15 protein-coding genes are annotated in these 18,579 nt (G+C 71.9%); 10 read left to right on the forward strand and 5 right to left on the reverse strand.

Annotated features, from left to right (window positions below; translation table 11 throughout):
* Window positions 1–32 precede the first annotated feature (32 nt).
* Genes ACWD4G_RS09330 through ACWD4G_RS09340 form a run of 3 tightly spaced genes read left to right on the forward strand, consistent with a single transcriptional unit; the run spans window position 33 to window position 3,065 of the window.
* Window positions 33–1,016 carry a Bug family tripartite tricarboxylate transporter substrate binding protein gene (locus ACWD4G_RS09330; RefSeq protein ID WP_451292290.1) on the forward strand — a complete coding sequence of 328 codons (984 nt, stop codon included), beginning with the start codon at window positions 33–35 and terminating at the stop codon, window positions 1,014–1,016.
* Window positions 1,013–1,552 (forward strand): tripartite tricarboxylate transporter TctB family protein, encoded by a 540-nt coding sequence (locus ACWD4G_RS09335; RefSeq protein ID WP_451291830.1) that lies wholly within the window; start codon window positions 1,013–1,015, stop codon window positions 1,550–1,552. The genes ACWD4G_RS09330 and ACWD4G_RS09335 overlap by 4 nt, the downstream gene beginning before the upstream one ends.
* 1 nt (window position 1,553) lies before the next feature.
* Window positions 1,554–3,065 (forward strand): tripartite tricarboxylate transporter permease, encoded by a 1,512-nt coding sequence (locus tag ACWD4G_RS09340; protein ID WP_451291832.1) that lies wholly within the window; start codon window positions 1,554–1,556, stop codon window positions 3,063–3,065.
* Here ACWD4G_RS09340 and ACWD4G_RS09345 read toward each other — a convergent pair.
* The gene (locus ACWD4G_RS09345; protein ID WP_451291834.1) at window positions 3,022–3,546 is read right to left on the reverse strand and encodes a hypothetical protein; all 525 of its coding nucleotides are present in this window, start codon (window positions 3,544–3,546) and stop codon (window positions 3,022–3,024) included. The two genes, ACWD4G_RS09340 and ACWD4G_RS09345, sit on opposite strands and share 44 nt — an antisense overlap.
* A 315-nt stretch (window positions 3,547–3,861) precedes the next feature.
* Between ACWD4G_RS09345 and ACWD4G_RS09350 the strand changes: the two genes are divergently transcribed.
* Together ACWD4G_RS09350 and ACWD4G_RS09355 are read left to right on the forward strand one after the other, a co-directional pair.
* Window positions 3,862–5,775, forward strand: a complete 1,914-nt coding sequence (locus ACWD4G_RS09350) for an AMP-dependent synthetase/ligase (RefSeq protein ID WP_451291836.1) — start codon at window positions 3,862–3,864, stop codon at window positions 5,773–5,775.
* 192 nt (window positions 5,776–5,967) lie between these two features.
* A complete protein-coding gene (locus ACWD4G_RS09355) occupies window positions 5,968–7,215 on the forward strand; it encodes a DUF4032 domain-containing protein (RefSeq protein ID WP_451291838.1) in 1,248 nt (415 codons plus the stop codon).
* A 69-nt stretch (window positions 7,216–7,284) separates the two neighbouring features.
* Here ACWD4G_RS09355 and ACWD4G_RS09360 read toward each other — a convergent pair whose 3' ends face one another.
* Window positions 7,285–8,157 (reverse strand): universal stress protein, encoded by an 873-nt coding sequence (locus tag ACWD4G_RS09360; protein ID WP_451291840.1) that lies wholly within the window; start codon window positions 8,155–8,157, stop codon window positions 7,285–7,287.
* Between the two features lie 273 nt (window positions 8,158–8,430).
* On the opposite strand from ACWD4G_RS09360, the gene ACWD4G_RS09365 reads away from it, so the two are divergent.
* From ACWD4G_RS09365 to ACWD4G_RS09375, 3 genes are all read left to right on the forward strand, one after another.
* Window positions 8,431–8,787 carry a UBP-type zinc finger domain-containing protein gene (locus tag ACWD4G_RS09365; RefSeq protein WP_451291842.1) on the forward strand — a complete coding sequence of 119 codons (357 nt, stop codon included), beginning with the start codon at window positions 8,431–8,433 and terminating at the stop codon, window positions 8,785–8,787.
* Between the two features lie 57 nt (window positions 8,788–8,844).
* Complete coding sequence (locus ACWD4G_RS09370) at window positions 8,845–9,810, forward strand: pyridoxal-phosphate dependent enzyme (RefSeq protein ID WP_451291844.1); 966 nt, start codon at window positions 8,845–8,847, stop codon at window positions 9,808–9,810.
* Between the two features lie 64 nt (window positions 9,811–9,874).
* A complete protein-coding gene (locus tag ACWD4G_RS09375; protein WP_451291846.1) occupies window positions 9,875–11,161 on the forward strand; it encodes a 4-hydroxybenzoate 3-monooxygenase in 1,287 nt (428 codons plus the stop codon).
* 86 nt (window positions 11,162–11,247) lie between these two features.
* On the opposite strand, the gene ACWD4G_RS09380 is transcribed toward ACWD4G_RS09375, so the two are convergent.
* Entirely contained in the window at window positions 11,248–14,460 is a 3,213-nt protein-coding gene (locus ACWD4G_RS09380) for an amidohydrolase family protein (protein WP_451291848.1), read from the reverse strand.
* Window positions 14,461–14,550: 90 nt separating this feature from the next.
* Window positions 14,551–15,063, reverse strand: coding sequence for a DUF6328 family protein (locus ACWD4G_RS09385; protein ID WP_451291850.1), 513 nt, complete (start codon window positions 15,061–15,063; stop codon window positions 14,551–14,553).
* A 148-nt stretch (window positions 15,064–15,211) separates the two neighbouring features.
* Here ACWD4G_RS09385 and ACWD4G_RS09390 point away from each other — a divergent pair, with 148 nt between their 5' ends.
* Window positions 15,212–16,924 carry a cholesterol oxidase substrate-binding domain-containing protein gene (locus ACWD4G_RS09390; protein WP_451291852.1) on the forward strand — a complete coding sequence of 571 codons (1,713 nt, stop codon included), beginning with the start codon at window positions 15,212–15,214 and terminating at the stop codon, window positions 16,922–16,924.
* 39 nt (window positions 16,925–16,963) lie between these two features.
* Here ACWD4G_RS09390 and ACWD4G_RS09395 read toward each other — a convergent pair whose 3' ends face one another.
* Entirely contained in the window at window positions 16,964–17,347 is a 384-nt protein-coding gene (locus tag ACWD4G_RS09395) for a hypothetical protein (RefSeq protein WP_451291854.1), read from the reverse strand.
* A gap of 226 nt (window positions 17,348–17,573) precedes the next feature.
* Between ACWD4G_RS09395 and ACWD4G_RS09400 the strand changes: the two genes are divergently transcribed.
* Window positions 17,574–18,497, forward strand: a complete 924-nt coding sequence (locus ACWD4G_RS09400) for a MurR/RpiR family transcriptional regulator (protein WP_451291856.1) — start codon at window positions 17,574–17,576, stop codon at window positions 18,495–18,497.
* Window positions 18,498–18,579: the final 82 nt, after the last annotated feature.

The following is an 18,579-nucleotide window of genomic DNA, read 5'->3' on the forward strand; positions in this document are numbered from 1 at the left end:
CTCCCCGATACCTCCGACAGGTGGTGGCATCCGTGCACCTGCGCACTCCGCTCGCCCTCTTCGGCGCCGCCGTGCTCGTGCTCGTGGGACCGCCGCTGCTGACGACCGGCAGCGGCACCGAGACGGGCACGCAGATACCGGGCCTGCGGTTCATGGTCCCGAACACACCGGGCGGCGGCTACGACATCACGGCCCGTACGGCGGCCAAGAACGCCGAGGACGCCGGGCTCACCCACAACATCGAGGTGTTCAACCTGCCCGGCGCCGGCGGCACCGTCGGGCTGAGCCGGCTGGTCAGTGAGCACGGCAATGGCAAGCTCGCCATGTCCATGGGCCTCGGTGTCGTGGGCGCCGTCCGCTCCAACGACGCGCCGAAGACCCTGGCCGACACCACGCCGATCGCCCGGCTCACCGAGGAGCAGGACGTGGTCGTGGTCGCCAAGGACTCGCCGTACAAAACCATCGACGAACTCGTGGGCGCCTGGAAGGAGGACCCCGGGAAGCTGCCGGTGGGCGGCGGGTCGTCGCCGGGCGGCCCCGACCATCTGGCGCCGATGCTGATGGCGCGGGCGGCCGGGATCTCGCCGAAGGACGTCAACTACGTGCCCTTCGACGGCGGCGGTGAGCTGCTGGCGTCGATCCTCGGCAACAAGGTCGCCTTCGGGGTGTCCGGCGTCGGCGAGTATCTGGACCAGATCAAGGCGGGTGAGCTGCGCCTCCTCGCGGTCACCGGGCCGAAGCGGGTCGCCGGTCTGGACGCGCCCACCCTCCAGGAGGAGGGCTACGACGTGAACTTCACCAACTGGCGCGGCATCGTGGCCCCGCCCGGTCTCACCGACGCCGAGCGGGACAAACTCACCCGGCTGATCGAGGAGTTGCACGACTCTCCGGAGTGGCGGCAGTCGATGAAGCAGAACGGCTGGGACGACGCGTTCCTCACCGGCGACGAGTTCGGGAAGTTCCTGGAGGCCCAGGACAACCGCGTGGTGTCGGTGCTGAAGGAGCTGGGACTATGACCGTTCGGACGACCGAAACCTCCCCGGCGGCCACGGACGAACGCCGCTCCTGGCTGCGCGACCACTCCGAACTCGGCGTCTGCGTCCTGCTGTTGGCGCTCGGCGTCCTGGTCCTGACCGACGCGCTCACCATGGACGTCGACATCGCCCAGCGCGGTCCGGTCGGCCCGCGGACCGTTCCGATCGTGGTAGGCGGCGGACTGCTGCTGATCGCCGCCCTGCTCGCCGTGGACGTCCTGCGCGGCGGCCGGGGCCAGGCCGAGACCGGCGAGGACATCGACCTCTCCGAGCCCGCGGACTGGCGTACGGTGCTGCTGCTCGCCGGAGTGTTCCTCGGCTCGGCCGTGCTCATCGAGCCGCTGGGCTTCCCCGTCGCGGGCGCCCTGCTCTTCTGGGGCGCGGCCTTCGCCCTCGGCAGCCGCCACTTCGACCGGGACCCGCTGATCGCGGCCGTCCTCTCCCTGGTCACCTACGCCGTCTTCAACAACCTGCTGGGTGTCCCGCTGCCCGGCGGCCCGCTGATGGGAGTCCTGTGACATGGACGCCCTCAACTCCCTTCTGGACGGCTTCGGTACGGCTCTCACCCCGATCAACCTGCTGTGGGCGGCGATAGGTGTCCTCCTCGGCACCGCCATCGGCGTACTGCCCGGTATCGGCCCGGCGATGGCGGTGGCGCTGCTGCTGCCGGTGACGTACGGGCTGGACCCGATCGGCGCGTTCATCATGTTCGCCGGGATCTACTACGGGGCGATGTTCGGCGGCTCCACCACCTCGATCCTCCTCAACACCCCCGGTGAGAGCGCGGCCGTGGTGGCGGCGATGGAGGGCAACCCGATGGCCAAGTCGGGGCGCGGCGCGCAGGCGTTGGCGGCGGCGGCCATCGGGCACTTCGCGGGCGGCATGGTCGGCACGCTCCTGCTGGTGGCGCTGGCGCCGACGGTCGCCGAGTTGGCCGTGGACATCGGCGCCCCGGACTACTTCGCCATCATGGTGCTCGCGTTCATCGCGGTCACATCGGTACTGGGTTCGTCCCGTATCCGGGGGCTGGCCTCCCTCCTCATCGGTCTGACGATCGGTCTGGTCGGGCTGGATCAGATGACCGGGCAGCAGCGGCTGACGTTCGGTTCGCTGCAACTCGCCGACGGTGTCGACGTGGTGATCGTCGCCGTGGGTCTCTTCGCGATCGGTGAGGCGCTGTGGGTGGCCGCCCATCTGCGGCGCAGACCGCCCGAGCCGATCCCGGTGGGGCGGCCGTGGCTCGGCAGGGGCGATGTGAAGCGGACCTGGAAGTCCTGGGTGCGCGGACCGTTCATCGGCTTCCCGTTCGGCGCGATCCCGGCGGGCGGCGCCGAGATCCCCACCTTCCTGTCGTATGTCACCGAGAAACGGCTGTCGAAGCACAAGGACGAGTGGGGCAAGGGCGCCATCGAGGGCGTCGCGGGCCCCGAGTCGGCGGCATCGGCCTCGGCGGCGGGCACCCTGGTGTCGATGCTGACGCTCGGCCTGCCCACGACGGCGGTCGCGGCGGTCATGCTGGCCGCCTTCCAGCAGTACGGCATCCAGCCCGGTCCCCTGCTGTTCGAGCGGGAACCCGACCTGGTGTGGGGCCTGATCGCCTCACTGTTCGTCGGCATGGTCCTGCTCCTCGCCCTGAACCTGCCGCTGGCCCCGCTGTGGGCGAAGCTGCTGCGCATCCCCCGGCCGTATCTCTACGCGGGCATCCTGTTCTTCGCGGCGGTCGGCGCGTACGCGGTCGGCGGCGAGGTGATCGACCTGGTGATCCTGCTGGTCATCGGTCTGATCGGGTTCGGGATGCGGCGTTACGGGCTGCCCGTGCTGCCCGCCGTGATCGGGGTGATCCTCGGCCCGAACGCCGAGCAACAACTGCGGCGGGCCCTGCAGATCAGCGACGGCAGTGTCGGCGGCCTGGTGAACACCCCGTTCTCGGTGACCGTGTACGCGGTGATCGTGCTGCTGCTGGCCTGGCCGCTGCTGAAGCGGCTGATCAGCCCGCTCCTCGCTCCGCCTCCTCCTGCAGGAAAGCGCTGATCTGCCCGGTGATCCCCTCCCGGCCGGTACCGCCGGCCGGGTCGAGGAGTTCCTCGTCGACGCCGATGCCCCCGGACCACAGATACCGCTCGGTCCACTCCTCGTCGGCCCTCAGCTGGACCTGGATGTCGCACTGGGAGAGCAGTGCCTCGGGGGCGGCGGCGTACAGCACGGCCGTGGCGCGGCGCAGCGGGTAGAGGTCGTAGCCCTCGATGAAGCGGGAGTTCCGCCAGTCCAGGAAGGCGCTCTCGCCGTCGGGCCCGGTGCGGATGTCGAGTTGCCCGTCCTCCAGATGCAGGCCCACGTGGTCGGCGCCCCGGTTCTCCACGGTCACACGGAAGCGGAAGTACGTCATGGCGTCGGCGGCGTCGTCGCGGCCCCGGGGCGGTTCGGCGCACTCCAGGCCGTGGACGCGCACCCGCAGGCCGGCCAGGTCGCCGTCGTACTCCTGCCAGTCCCCCATCACGTTCGGCTCGCGCACCGTCCACCTCTCCAGGTCGGCGGGACCTCTCCCGCGCTCGCGCGCACCACAGTGCCACACCCGGGGAGCGGCCGGATTCGGGGCATCACCGCCGGTCAGAGGTGATCAAGCCGTGTGCAGCGACAATGCCCGCAAGGGGCTCACGGGCGCCGCCCCTTACGTGCCGCACATCACGTTCATCGCCCCCTGTGCGGCTATGGGGCGGCGACTTGTCCGAATCCCCGCGCATGTGTCGGCGCCGTGCGCTACGTTCGACCACCGCCGGTTACCGAACAGTCGGCGGACACGCGCGCAGGGAAGGCTCGGGAGCGGCGCATGAGCAACTTCGGCATTGCTCCGACGACGGCACAGACGATGGCCGGGGGACTCGCCGACTCACTCTTCGAGACGGCCCACCGCGATCCCGCGCTGCCGCAGATCGCCCGCCGCGACCCGGCCGACCCGGACAAGTGGACCAGGCTGAGCGCGGCCGAGGTACGTGACGAAGTGGTCGCTCTCGCCAAGGGGTTGGTGGTCTCCGGTATCCGCCCCGGCAACCGGGTGGCCGTGATGGCCCGCACCCGCTACGAGTGGACGGTGCTCGGCTACGCCCTGTGGGCGGTCGGTGCCGAGATCGTGCCGATCTATCCGACGTCGTCCCGCGACCAGGTCGAGTGGATTCTCAGGGACGCGTCCTGTGTGGGCGTGGTCGTCGAGGACGAGCAGAACGTGATGACGGTCGGCTCGGTCTGCGCCAAGCTGCCGCTGCTGCGCCACGTCTGGCAGTTGGACGACGACTCCCTGACCCGTCTGGTGGAGCTGGGCCGCGACGTACCGGACGCGACGGTGGACTCGCTGCGCCGCATCGTCATGCCGGACTCCACCGCGGTGATCGCCTACACCTCCGGCACGACCGGCCACCCCAAGGGCTGCGCCCTGTCCCACCGCAGCCTGGCCAGCCCCTGCGACGTCCTCCTCGCCGGCTGGCGGCACACGGCCGCCGCACCCGGCGAACAGCCCGCGTTCCTCGCCTTCCTGCCGTTCTCGCACGTCTACGGCCTGATGATCCAGGGCATGTGCCTGCGCGGCGGACTGCTGCTGGCCCATGAACCCGATCTGCGCGAGCAGTCCCTCTCCTCGGCGATACGTTCCTTCAGACCGACCTATCTGTACGGCGTCCCGTATGTCTTCGAGAAGATCTACAAGAACTTCCTGCGCGGCGCCCAAGAGGCGGGCCGTGGCCAGCTGTTCGAGCGCGCGGTGCGTACGGCACGGGACTACGCCGAGGCCATGGAGCGGCAACGGCTGGACGCGGGCCCCGGCCCCGCAATGGACCTGAGGCTCCAGCACGCCCTGTACGAGAAGACCGTGTACCGCAAGCTGCGCGCGGCGCTCGGCGGCCGGGTCCGGGGCGGCTGCTCCGGCGGCTCCCCGCTCAACCGTGAGCTGACGCTGTTCTACGCCGGGATCGGTATCCACCTCCATGACGGCTACGGCCTCACCGAGACCGCCGGGGGCATCACCGCCCAGCCGGTGGGCCGGGAGAAGTTCGGCACCGTGGGGCGTCCGCTGCCGGGCACCGAGATCAGGGTGGCCCGGGACGGGGAGATCCTGGTCAGCGGGCCTTCGGTGTTCCAGGGGTACGTGGGCGACGAGTTCGGCACCCGGAGCGTGCTCCAGGACGGCTGGCTGGCCACCGGCGACATCGGGCGGATCGATGCCGAGGGGTATCTGTCGATCACCGGCCGCAAGAAGGACATCGTCATCACCAGCGGCGGCAAGGCCGTGGCCCCGGCGCCATTGGAGGAGCAGCTGCGGGTGCATCCGCTGATCCACCAGGCGGTCGTGGTGGGCGACAACCGGCCGTGCGTGGGCGCTCTGATCACCCTGGACCCGGAGTTCCTCGCCCACTGGCGGGGCGCGCTGGACGTGGAGAACACCCTGCTGGGCCGTGAGGCACGCGAGGAGAACGCCCTGCGCCAGGAGGTGCTGAGGGCGATCGCCGCCGCCAACAGCACGGTGTCCCGCTCGGAGTCCATCCGGGTCTTCCGTATCCTCCCCCAGCCGTTCGACATGGCGAGCGGGCTGCTGACGCCGTCGATGAAGCTGCGCCGGGACAGCATCGTGCAGCGGTACGCGGCCGAGATCGAGGCCATGTACGCCACGGCCCGCGCGGGTCGCCGCACCGCCCTGGAGGACGTCTCGGGCTGGGACGACTCCGACGACGTGTTCCGCCGGGCACGACCCTGACCGGTGGAGGGTGCCGACGGCCTCGGCCTGGTCGGGTGACCGCCCTCCGCTGGTCACGCCCCCTTCCCCCTGAGTTGACGAAACGGTCCTCCGGATGCGGAGATGCTCCAGCGGGGGCGGGCGACCGCCGACCGCGGCCACCCCGCTCGCCCGCGAGCACCGGCACGACTGTGAGACGAAGGCAGAGGACCCATGGCACTGCAGATCAGCGCCACCAACCCGGAACACCCCGCGCTGCTCCTCGAACTGCCCTGGCATCTGCCGCTGGAGGAGTGGCCCGAGCACCACCTCGTACCGCTCCCCCGGGGCATCTCGCGCCACGTCGTGCGCTACGCCCGCGCCGGCGACGAGGTCGTCGCCGTCAAGGAGCTCGCCGAACGCCCCGCCCTGCGCGAGTACGAGCTGCTGCGCGACCTGGACCGGCTGGGCATCCCCGCCGTGGACGCCCTCGGCGTGGTCACCGGCCGCGTCGACGAGGCCGGCGATCCCCTGGAGCCGGTGCTGATCACCCGGCATCTGGGCGGCTCGATGCCGTACCGCTCGATGTTCGAGACGACCATGCGCCCGGCGACCATGCACCGTCTGATGGACGCCCTCGCCGTACTGCTGGTCCGGCTGCACCTCGCGGGGTTCGCGTGGGGCGACTGCTCGCTGTCCAACACGCTGTTCCGGCGGGACGCGGGCGCGTACGCCGCGTATCTCGTGGACGCCGAGACCGGCGATCTGCACCCCCAGCTGAGCACCGGGCAGCGGGACTACGATCTCGATCTCGCCCGGGTCAACATCAGCGGGGAGCTGCTGGACCTGGAGGCGTCCGGCGCGCTGCACCCCTCGGTGGACGCGATCGAGTTCGGCAACGAGATCTGCGGCCGCTACCGGTCGCTCTGGGACGAGCTGACGCGCAGGTCGGTGTACCCGGCGGGCAAGTACCACTACATCGAGCGCCGCATCCGCCGCCTGAACGACCTCGGCTTCGACGTGGCCGAGATGCAGATCGAGCACTCCTCCAACGGCGACACGGTCACCTTCGTGCCGAAGGTCGTGGACGCCGGTCACCACCAGCGCCAGCTGCTGCGTCTGACCGGTCTGGACACCGAGGAGAACCAGGCCCGGCGGCTGCTGAACGACCTGGAGAGCTGGATGGCCACCCAGGACGACTACGCCCCGGGCGACCCCCTCGGCGCCCGCCCCGAGGTGCTGGCCCACCGCTGGGTGCGGGAGGTGTTCCGGCCGACCGTACGGGCCGTACCGCTGGAGCTGCGCGGCTCCATGGACGCGGCCGAGATCTACCACCAGCTCCTCGAACACCGCTGGTATCTGTCCGAGCGGGCCCAGCACGACATCGGTCTGGACATGGCGGTGAAGGACTACATCGCCAACGTGCTGCCGAAGGCCCGGGAGACGCTGTCGCCGCCGGTGGACGGCATCGTCCCCATGTGAACCCGCCGGGTCGGGCGTGCGGATCACGGCTCCCGCCCGTCAGGCGCGCGGGATCACGGCCACCGCCCGTCAGACGTGCGGGATCACGGCCACCGGGCACGGCGCGTGGTGCAGTACGCCGTGGGCGACCGAGCCGAGGCGGGCGCCGACGGCCGTGCGGCGGGCCCGCCGCCCGACGACCATCAGCTGGGCGCGCGGGGCCACGGACAGCAGCACCTGTCCCGCGCTGCCGATCTCGACGTGCTGGGTGACCGGCACGTCGGGGAAGCGCTCGCGCCACGGCTCCAACGCCGCCGCCAGCGCCTTCTTCTCGTACGGCTCCAGACCGCCGGCCTCGTCGAGAAGCCTCAGCGAGGCCGGGCTGTAGGCGTAGAGCGGCGGCAGGGTCCAGGCCCGTACCGCGCGCAGGGCGGCGCCGCGGGCCGCCGCCGTCTCGAACGCGAAGCGCAGCACGTCGGCGCTGTCCTCCGGCGAGCCCTCCTGCCCCACGATCACCTCGCGCCCGGCGGCCTCGTCGGAGGGGTTGTCGTCGGCGCGGACGAGGACGACGGGGCGCGGGGACTCGACGAGCACCGCCTGTCCCACGGAACCGAGCAGGAAGCCGACCACGACCCCGTGCCCGCGCGAGCCGAGCACCAGCGTCTCGGCGTGCCCGGCGGCGGAGACCAGCGAGTCGACCGGGTTTCCCTCGACCAGTTCGGTGGTGACCTCCAGCTCGGGGTGCCGCTCGGTCACGGTCCGCGCGGCCTCGGCGAGGGCGTCCCGCGCCCACTGGGCCTGGCCGTCCCGGTCCACGGTGATCGCCTCGTGCGGCTGCCACTGCCAGACGTGCACCACCTTCAGCGGCAGCCCCCGCCGTACGGCCTCCCGGCCGGCCCACGCCAGCGCGGCGAGGCTCTCGGTCGTACCGTCCACTGCGGCGGTGATCGGGCGCGTCGTCATCGGCCACCTCTCTGTGTCGCTCCACGGCTGGGTCAAGTCTTCCCCACGCCCGGGTCATGACGCGGGCGGACGGGCAGGTGGCCCCGTACCGACCGGTCCTCCGAAACCGGGCGAACCCCGTGGTCCGAACATACGATGGGCCCATCTGCTCGGGGTGGGAGGCGTATGACAGGCGGTCGGTCCGGCGCGGAACGTGATCCTCACGGTGGAGCTGACCGCGCCCCCGTCCGACCCCGGTCTCCCCCTCGTCCCCGACGCCCCCGAGGAGTCGTCATGACGCTGCCCGCCGGAATCGACCCGTCCGTACCGCCGAGCGGGGACGGCTGCGGGGACTGCGACGCCACCGGAGGCTGGTGGTTCCATCTGCGGCGCTGTGCGCAGTGCGGTCACATCGGCTGCTGCGACTCCTCCCCGGCCCGGCACGCCACCGCGCACGCCTCCGCCACGGGGCACCCCTTCGTCCGTAGTTACGAGCCCGGCGAGTCCTGGTTCTGGAACTACGAGACCTCCGAGATGTACGAGTCCGGGCCCGACCTCGCCCCACCGCTCAGCCACCCGGCCGACCAGCCGTCGCCGGGCCCGGCGGGACGGGTACCGGCGAACTGGGCCGAGACCCTGCGACGGGCGTGAGCGCCGGGTCCGGCCCGTAGCATCGAGGTCCATGACGTACGGAACGGGGTGGGTGTGTTGATCGGGATCTCCGAGATCCGGGCGGCGGCCGAGCGGATCGCCGGGCATGTGGTGCGGACGCCGACGGTGGCGAGCCCGGGGCTGTCCGCGTACTGCGGTGTCCCGGTCACCGCGAAGCTCGAACTGCTCCAGCGGACCGGCTCGTTCAAGGCCCGCGGCGCCACCGCGAAGCTGCTCGCGCTGACCGACGCCGAGCGGGCGGCCGGTGTCGTGGCGGTCAGCGGCGGCAACCACGGCATCGCCCTCGCCCATATGGCCGCCGCTCTGCACATCAAGGCGACGGTGGTGATGGCGAGGTCCGCACCCCGGCGGGCCGTCGACCTCGTCGAGGGATGCGGGGCGGCGCTGCGGCTCACCGACGGCATGGCCGAGGCGTTCGCGCTCACCGAGCGGCTGCGGGAGGAGGGCCTCACCCTCGTCCACCCCTTCGACGACGAGTTGGTGATCGCCGGGCAGGGCACGGTCGGCCTGGAGTTCATCGAGGACACCCCGGGCCCTCGGGCGCCGACCGACGTCCTCGTGAGCATCGGGGGCGGTGGGCTGATCTCCGGGGTGGCCGCCGCGTTCAAGGCGCTGCGGCCCGAGGTCCGCGTCTGGGGTGTGGAGACCGAGGGCGCCACGGCCATGGCCGAGGCGCTGGCGGCGGGCGGTCCGCTGACGGTCGACCTCTCCTCCATCGTCAGCACCCTCAGCGCGCCCGCGGTCTCCCGACTGACCTACGACCATGTCTCCGCCCTCGTCGAGGACGTCCTCGTGGTCCCGGACTCCGCGGCCGTACGCGGTGTCCTCGACCTCGCCGAACACGCCAAGGTCTGGGCCGAGCCCGCCGCCGGATGCCTGCTGCCGGCGGCCCGGCAGGTGGCGGAGCGCGTCGGCGAGGGATGCCGGCTGGGCCTCGTGGTGTGCGGGGGCAACGCGACACCGCAGGACGTCATGGAGTGGGCCCGCCGCTTCGACCTGTGACGGCAACCGGCCCTCCCTGCCGCTCACTTGAAGGGGGCCGCCCGGCACCCACCATAATGTTCGAATGACCTCCCCCACCTCTCCGGTCTTCCTCTCCGACGCCGAGTCGGCCTTGTCGACTGCGTCGACCGCGTCGGTCTCGTCGGTTTCATCGGTTTCGTCGGTCGAGCACACCCCGGTCGTGATCGTCGGCGCCGGGCCGGCCGGGCTGACGGTGGGGAACGTCCTGCGGGCCGCCTCCGTGGACTGTGTGGTGCTGGAGACCGAGAGCAGGGAGTTCATCGAGACGCGGCCGCGTGCCGGGTTCCTGGAGGAGTGGGCGGTACGTGCGCTGGAGCGGCGCGGGCTGGCCGACCGGATCGTGGAACGGGCTCCGGTCCACAAGGAGTTCGAGTTCCGTTTCGCCGGCGAGGCCAAACGCTTCGGGTACACGGAGATCACCGGGCACCACCACTTCGTGTACCCGCAGCCCCTGCTGGTGACGGACCTCGTACGGGAGTACGCGGACGTGCGGGGCGGCGACATCCGCTTCGGCGTCCGCGATGTCGAGCTGCACGACATCGACGGTGAGCGGCCGTCCGTGGCGTACACCGACCCCGCGACGGGCGAACGACGGCTGCTGCGCTGCGAGTTCATCGCCGGTTGCGACGGTGCCCGAGGGGGCAGCCGGGCGGCTGTGCCCGCCGAGCGTGTCTCCGTGGCCCGCCATGACCACGGGGTCGGCTGGCTGGCGCTGCTCGCGGAGGCGCCGCCGTCGTCGGACTGCGTGATACTCGGCGTGCATCCGCGCGGGTTCGCCGGTCATATGGCCCGCAGCCCCGAGGTGACCCGCTACTACCTGGAGGTCCCGGCCGGTGACGACCCGGCGAACTGGCCGGACGAGCGGGTGTGGTCCGAGCTGCACGCCCGGCTGGCGGTGCCCGGCACCCGGCCGCTCACCGAGGGCCCGCTGGTCGAGAAGCGGGTGCTCGACATGCACAACTACGTCGTCGAGCCGATGGCGTACGGCCGGCTGTATCTCGCCGGTGACGCCGCCCATCTGGTCGCACCGATCGCCGCCAAGGGCATGAACCTCGCCCTCCATGACGCCCTGCTCCTCGCGGACGCGCTGATCGCTCACCTCGACAAGGGCGACGGCACCGGGCTGCGCGGCTATTCGGAGACCTGTCTGCGCCGGGTCTGGCACTACCAGGAGTTCTCCCAGTGGCTGGCGGAGCTGCTGCACGGCCCGTCGTCCGGTGACGCCTTCCGCGCGGGCGCGGCCACCGCCCGCCTGCGCCGCGTCCTGGGCTCCCCCACCGCCGCGTCCACCTTCGCGGAGCTGTTCATCGGCAAGGAGACCGACCACTGAGCGACGCGGAGAACCCGGCACAGGGTCCCCCGCGAAATACTCAGGGCCGGTCCTCGCGCCCGTGCGACGGCGCCGTCGCGAGCCCGTCAGTGATCGTGGCAGCACCCGTCCCGAAGCATCAGCCTCCCCACCTCCAGCCAGTCCTGCTCGGCGGCCCTGGCGCGGCGCTCGGCCGGCCGGTAGGCGGCCACCAACTCCTCGGTGGTGTGAGGCGTTCCGCCCCTGAGGACCGACACGGTACGGACGAGGTCGGTGAAGTCGGTGAAGGGGTCGCCGTCGACCACGACCAGGTCGGCGAGCTTGCCCGGTTCCAGGGTGCCGAGGTGGTCGTCGAGGCCGAAGAGGCGGGCCGGCATGACGGTGGCGGTGCTCAGCGTCTGGGCCGGGGTGAGACCGGCGTCGTGCAGGGCCCGCAGGGCGAGGTGGAGGAAGAGGCCGACGGGGCCGAGGGGTTGGTCGGTGCCGAGGGCGACCAGGCCGCCCGCGGCCAGGACGCGCCGGTAGATGTCGGTCTCGATGCGCAGTGTGGCCAGTTGGGCGGCTGTGGGCGGCACCCCCGCGGACTGCTGGACCAGGGCGGCGTCCCAAGGGGGCATCACCGCGGTCACCCGGGGGTCGTCGGCGAGGGAGGGGTCCGCGCCGAGGAGGGGCCCGGCGGTGAACGGGGTGGCGATGAGGGAGAAGTCGACGCCCGGCTCGCTGTAGACCTCGACGACATCCTGGTGGGCGTGCCCGGCGGCGGTGATGGCGTGTCCGAACTCGGCGCGCTGGGTGGCCTGGAGGTGGGTCGTCAGATCCTGCCCGAGTTGCACTCCGGGTGAGAGCAGATGTCCTCCGGTGCGGACGCCGAGCCGTTCATGGGCGAAGCGGGCGGCCTCGCTCATCACCCAGCCGGGCGCCCGCACATACGTCTTGACGAAGTCCCAGTCGAGTGCGGCACCCCGTTCCAGCGAGCGGCGCAGCCCCTGCCGGGTCCGGTGCGCGCGCCCCATGCTGTACGCGACCCGGGCGCCGTCGAGGAGTTCGCCGGTGGTGAGCAGCCGGGGCCCGGCGAGCCGGCCGGCGGCCACCTCCTCGCGGATGCGGGCCTGTTCGTAGGCGAAGCCGCCGAGGGAGACGGCGGTGGTGACGCCGTAGGTGAGCTGGCCGGTGGCCTGGCGGCTGCCGTAGGTGCTGTGCCATGGGTGGGTGTGGGTGTCCCACAGGCCCGGGATCACGGTGTGCGCGGAGGCGTCGACACGACGGCGGGGGGTGTGACGGCCGCTGCGGTGGGGTGCCACCTCGGTGACGCGGCCGTCGCGGACGACGATGTCGACGTCTTCCCTGACGGTCTCGCCGGTGCCGTCCCAGAGGCGTCCGGCGTGCACGACCGTGTCGGCGAGGGCGGGGCGGGTGCGGTCGAGGGGGACGCGGACGGTTCGGGGTCGGCCTCCGGAGGTGTCGATGAGGCGGAGGCGGGTGCCGGAGAGGTAGAGGAGGGTCTTGGAGTCGCCGGACCAGGTGGGGTGGTCGGCGGGTTCGTCGGTGAGGGTGCGCGGTTCGCCGCGTGGGGTGCCGTCGGGGTCGACCGGCAGCAGACAGAGCGCGGACTCGACGATCACGGCCATCCAGCGGCCGTCGGGCGACCAGACGGGCCCGGAGTCGTACCGGTCGGAGATCGAGGTGTGCGGGGCGACGGCGTGCGACCGGTCGGCGCCGGTGGTGGCGTCGACGACCCGGACGACGTTGTAGCCCTCGCGGAAGCGGGCGCCGAGGCGGTTGCGGTCGCACAGGGCGATGGACCGGCCGTCGGGCGACCAGCTCGGTCGGCCGGGGATGCCGCCACCGTTCAGCGGGGAGACGAGGACGCGTTCCTCGCCGCTCGCCAGATCGCGGACGACGAGCTGCCCGGTCATGTCGAGGCAGGCCAGGCGCCCGCCGTCGGGCGAGAGGGCGGGGAAGACCCGGCCGCCCGTGGCGAGGGCGGTCTCCTCGCCGGTGGCGAGATCGTGACGGTATACGCCGAGCAGGCCGTCGCGGTCGTCGGCGTAGACGAGGGAGCGGCCGTCGGGTGCCCAGGAGGGGGCGAGGAGGTAGCGGGTGGGCGGCGACTTCCGCAGCCGCTTAGGCGGGCGCCCGCCCGAAGTCCCCGCCAGCCAGAGCGAGTTGAGCGCGGCGAAGGCGATACTGCGGCCGTCCGGTGACAGCGCGGGCAGATGGATGCCGCGCACCGGCCGTACCCGGGCCTCCCCGAGGTCGTACTCCTTGACCCGGTAGCGCGGCCGGTCCACGGGGAGCACGCCCTCGAAGGGAATGGCCTCGGGCTTCGCGGGTTCGTCGGGGCGCACCAGGGTGAACCGGCCGTCGAGGGTGAGGAGCAGCTCTCCGTCGGGGGTCCAGCGCGGGGGTACGGGTGCGATGTCGCCGTCGACCGGGACGCGCTCGCCGTCGACGACGAGGGTGCAGGCGCCGTCGGGTGAGGCGGTGGTGCGCAGATAGGCGAGACGGCGGCCGTCGGGTGCCGGGGCCGGGGTCATGACCTGGGCGGCCTCGGTCTCGGTGTGTTCGACGGTGACCGTGCCGCTGCCGTCGGCTGCCACGGAGGCGATGGTGCGGGCCTCGACGGTCGTGGCGGTGGGGGTGATGACGGCCCTGGCGCGCACGAACAGCAGTCGGGTGCCGTCCGGGGACCAGGTGGGGTCGAAGTCCTCCCATCCTCCGTCCTGGAGCGGGCCCTCCTGACCGGGGAGACCGGTGATCCGGGTGATGTCGCCCGTCCTCAGGTCCAGGACGTGAACGCGGTACGGGCATCCGCCGACGGGCTCGCCGGGGTCGCCGCCGCGTTCGGAGCCGAAGGCGAGGCGGGTGCCGTCGGGTGACCAGGCGGGGCCCCGGTCGTCCCAGGGGCCGTCGGTGCGTTGCCGCAGCTCGGAGCCGTCGGGGCGCATGGTCCAGAGGTGGAAGCCGCCGTCCCGGTAGGCGCAGAACGCGATGAGGGTGCCGTCCGGGGAGAAGGTGGGCCGGTTCGGTTCGAGGTCGGCCGGGGTGAGGGGGACCGCGGTGCCTCCGGTGCGCGGCAGGGACCACAGGCCGCTCTGGATCTCGGCGACAAGGGTGTCGCCGGCGGGGGCGAGGGTGGCCGATCCGTTGGTGGCCCGGGTGAAGGTCAGGGAGAGCCCGGTGGTGCGGGCCGCCGTCCGGGGGCCGGCGAGGGCGGGGGGCGCGGTGGCGACGGTGCCGAGGACCGCCGTGGCCCCGGTGGCGGCGAGGAGTTGACGTCGGGTCAGGTGGGGGGAGTAACGGCTCTGGTCACGGTCCATGACACCGCACGCTCGCGCACCGCACGCCCCAGGGGCAACAGCAGCATTCACGCCAATGGCTGATGTCACCCGTCATACCGTCGGCGGTTCTCACCCGCCGGAGTGACGGCTGCGAATCCACCCCGGCAGCGCGAACCAGCAGAGCAGGTACCAGAGGAGCACACACCCCACCAGCCAGGGCACATAGCCGTCGCCCGTGGCCACGCGCAGGATGAGCAGCAGGGCCGTCGTCATCGTCGCGAGGAGCAGGATCAGCCCCGCGAGGGTCATCCGGGCCGCCCAGTCCACGGTGGCCGGTTTGATGTGCCGACCGGTGACGAGACGGTGGAAGGAGACGGGTCCGATGAGGGCTCCGGTGGCGGCGGCGCCGAGGACGACGGTCACGATGTAGATGGTCTTCTCGGTCTGCGGCAACTGCTCGTAGCGCGGGGTGAAGACGACGGTCAGCAGGAAGCCGAAGAGGATCTGCACCCCGGTCTGGGCGACCCGCACCTCCTGGATCAGATCGGTCCAGCGTCGGTCGGCGCGCTCCTCCTCCGTCTCGTCACGGCCTCGGCCCGGTCCTTCGGGGTCCTGTCCTCGGTTGTCGCTCTCCTCGGTCACGGCGTCCTCCCGGCTCGGTCGATTCCTCCTTCCGTGGATGGCGCCAGGGCCCGGACACCTCAGCAGGGACAAACGACACTTCACTCACATGAGTGAATCCGGTTGGCGGATCGGTCACTTGTGTTAATCCTGGCCTAACGTGACTGCGGTGACCGACTCTTCCGCACCCTCCCGCCGAGGATTCCTGCTCACCGCCGCCGCCCTCGCCCTCACTCCGCAGTTCGTCCGCCAGGACCCGGCAGCGGCGGCGGCCGAGCTGCCCGGCTTCCCCGAGGACGTCGAGTTGTACCGCTCGTCGTACCGGAACTGGGGCGGCGACCTCACCGCATCCGATCTGTGGGCCTGCGCGCCGGCGGACGCGGGCCAGGTGGTGGCGGTGGTCAACTGGGCCCGGCGGCAGGGCTGGAAGGTCCGCGCCCGGGGCCTCTCCCACGGCTGGTCGCCCCTGACGATCACGCACGACACGGAGCCCGGCGCCCCGGTCATGCTCGTCGACACGACCGCGCACCTCACCGCCATGACCCTCGAATCCACCGACCCGGCCGCCGTCCGAGTCGCCACCGGCGCCACCCTGGAGGGCCTGCTGACCTTCCTGGAGGGCCATGGGCTCGGGATCACGGCCTGTCCGGCGCCGGGCGATCTGTCGGTCGGCGGCATGCTCGCCATCGACGCCCACGGCACCTCCGTACCGGCTTCGGGAGAGACCCGGCTCCCCGGTCACACCTACGGTTCGCTCAGCAATCTGGTGCTGGAGCTGACGGCGGTGGTGTGGGACGCAGGCAGCGAGGCGTACGTCCTGCGCACGTTCGCGCGCGACGACGCCGACGCCGTCGCCCTGTTCACCCATGTCGGCCGTGCGCTCGTCACCGAGGTCGTGCTGCGGGTCGGGGCCAACACCAATCTCAGGTGTCTGAGCCGGACCGACATCCCCGCCGGGGAGCTGTTCGCGGCACCGGGCGAGGGCGGGCGTACATTCGAGAGCTTCCTGGACGAGGCGGGGCGGCTGGAGGCGATCTGGTTCGCGTTCACCGAGTTCCCCTGGCTGAAGGTGTGGAGCGTGGCCCCGACCCGCCCGCTCACCTCCCGGCGGGTGACCTCGCCGTACAACTACCCCTTCTCGGACAACGTTCCGACCGTCGTCGCGGACCTCGTCGGCCGGATGGTGTCGGAGGGTGCCTGGTATCTGGCACCGGTGCTGGGCAACGCGCAGTCGAGTGTGGCGTCGCTGGGGCTGGTGACCACGCTGTCGGCGGACATCTGGGGGCCGTCGAAGAACACCCTGCTGTATCTGAAGCCCACGACACTGCGGGTCACGGCGAACGGGTACGCGGTGCTCACCTCACGGGAGCAGGTGCAGCGCGTGGTCTCCGAGTTCGCCGCCTTCTACCGCGAGCGCCTCACCGCGTACGCCGCCGACGGCCGCTTCCCCGTCAACGGCTCGGTGGAGATCCGGGTGAGCGGACTCGACGACCCCGCGGACGTCGGCGTGCCGGGCGCGCGGGCCCCGCTCCTGTCGGCGCTGCGCCCGCGCGCCGACCACCCCGAGTGGGACACCGCCGTATGGCTGGACGTGCTGACCCTGCCCGGGACTCCGGACGCGGAGGCGTTCTTCCGCGAGCTGGAGCGGTTCCTGCTCACCACGTACGACGGCGGTCATGCCCTCACCCGCGTCGAGTGGTCCAAGGGCTGGGGTTACACCGACGAGGCCGCCTGGAGCGACGAGGAGGTCATCCGTACCGTCGTCCCCGCCTCCTTCGACGACGGCGAGGGCCCGGGCTGGGCCGGCGCCCTGGACATCCTCGACCGCCTCGACCCGCACCGGGTGTACGCCAACGCCTTCCTCGACCGGCTGTTTCCCTGACCGTCGCCCGACGCGAAGGGGGCCGGCGACGCGAAGGGGCTAGCGGTGCGTGCCCTCGACCCTCAGCTGCAGCTGGACCTCCTGGTCACCGGCGTCCACACCGATCTGCCGCACGGAGGAGTACGTCTCCTCCAGGGCGGCCCGCAGCAGTCGTACGGCGGGTGGGCTGCCCTGCGCGTCCACGGTGACGGGGCCGGAGAGCGGCTCTGGGGGTTCCTCGGCGCCGGTGGGCACGACGGCGGTGTCGTACATGCCGGTCCACATGGTCGGCCGCTCCTTGTGGGCCTCGTGCGGCGGGTCGTCGACGCGGCGGTCCGACTCGAAGTGGGCGCACAGACAGGCGAAGACACGTTCGGCGTCCTGGGCGGAGCAGTCGCAGAGCACGACCTCGACCTGGGACACGGGCAGTCGGGGCAGGGTCACGGCGATCTCCTGATGTGGACGGCGGGGCGGGCGTAGGCCCGGGTACCCCCATGGTGTGCCCGAAACCGTGTTCGCGCAGGTCGCACGCGAGTCACCCGCCCGGCCGAGCGCCACCGCCGGCCCCCGCGGAGGCCCAGGGCCACCCCCGGGTCCGGTTCGGACCGCCCGGGACCCCATGCGCCGTCGGCTATGTTGAGTGGTCGTGGCAGACGAAGGAGGCGCACGGGTGCCATCGCCGCAGCAGGCACGTGCGCAGGCATCAGCGATCACGTCCGGGCGCATCGCCCCGGAGAGCGAGCAGTCGCCCACGTCCCGGCTCAGGGAACTGTTCGACGGGCCCCGGCTCTCCCCCGGCCAGCGGCGGATCGCCCAGTACCTCATCGAGCACATCACCGAGGCCGCGTTCCTGTCGATCACGGACCTCGCGGAGCGGGTCGGGGTGAGCCAGCCCTCGGTGACCCGGTTCGCCGCCGCCGTCGGCTTCAGCGGCTACCCGGCCCTGCGCGAACAGCTCCAGGCCATCGCGCTCGCGACCTTCGGCAGCCCTCCGGGCACTCTCGCGCCGGACCGCAGCAATGAACTCCAGTCGGCCGTGGACGCCGAGATCGAGAACCTGGAGAACCTGCGGCGCGACTTCGCCGACCCCGACCAGGTGATCGAGGTCGGCCGTGCCCTGTCCCGCTCCAACCCGCTCACCGTCCTCGGACTGCGTATCTCCGGCGCGCTCGCCGAGTACTTCGCCTACGCCGCCCGCCGTATCCACCCCGATGTCCGGCTGGTGACCAAGGGCGGCACCGTCGCCTATGACGCCCTGCTGCAGTCCCGGGAGGCGGGCGGCACCTGGGTGCTGGCGTTCTCCATGCCCCGGCACGCACAGGAGACGCTCACCGCGCTGCGGGTCGCGCACAGTGCCGGGCTGAAGGTCGCCCTGGTCACCGACCTGGGGCTGGGACCGCTCGCGGACGAGGCCGACGTCGCCTTCGCCACCGGCACCGGCTCACGCCTGGTCTTCGACTCCTACGCCGCCCCCGTGATGATGTCCGCCGCACTGCTCCAGGCCATGACCGACGCCGATCCGGAACGGACCCAGGCCCGGCTGGAGGCGTACGAGCAGGTCTCGGAGCAGCACCAGTTCTTCCTCAGGGACTGAAGGTCTGGGCCGAAAGGCCTGAACCAGGCACATATGAATTTTTTCATGTTCTTGCAAACTCATCGGTATATATAAATACTGC

This window comes from Streptomyces sp. NPDC002643 (assembly GCF_053592555.1).

Bases quoted from the DNA above. Each gene is read 5' to 3' on its own strand.
- ACWD4G_RS09335 (WP_451291830.1), top strand. From the start codon at position 1,013: ATGACCGTTCGGACGACCGAAACCTCCCCGGCGGCCACGGACGAACGC.
- ACWD4G_RS09350 (WP_451291836.1), top strand. From the start codon at position 3,862: ATGAGCAACTTCGGCATTGCTCCGACGACGGCACAGACGATGGCCGGG.
- ACWD4G_RS09355 (WP_451291838.1), top strand. From the start codon at position 5,968: ATGGCACTGCAGATCAGCGCCACCAACCCGGAACACCCCGCGCTGCTC.
- ACWD4G_RS09375 (WP_451291846.1), top strand. From the start codon at position 9,875: ATGACCTCCCCCACCTCTCCGGTCTTCCTCTCCGACGCCGAGTCGGCC.
- ACWD4G_RS09360 (WP_451291840.1), bottom strand. From the start codon at position 8,157: ATGACGACGCGCCCGATCACCGCCGCAGTGGACGGTACGACCGAGAGC.
- ACWD4G_RS09365 (WP_451291842.1), top strand. From the start codon at position 8,431: ATGACGCTGCCCGCCGGAATCGACCCGTCCGTACCGCCGAGCGGGGAC.
- ACWD4G_RS09380 (WP_451291848.1), bottom strand. From the start codon at position 14,460: ATGGACCGTGACCAGAGCCGTTACTCCCCCCACCTGACCCGACGTCAA.
- ACWD4G_RS09340 (WP_451291832.1), top strand. From the start codon at position 1,554: ATGGACGCCCTCAACTCCCTTCTGGACGGCTTCGGTACGGCTCTCACC.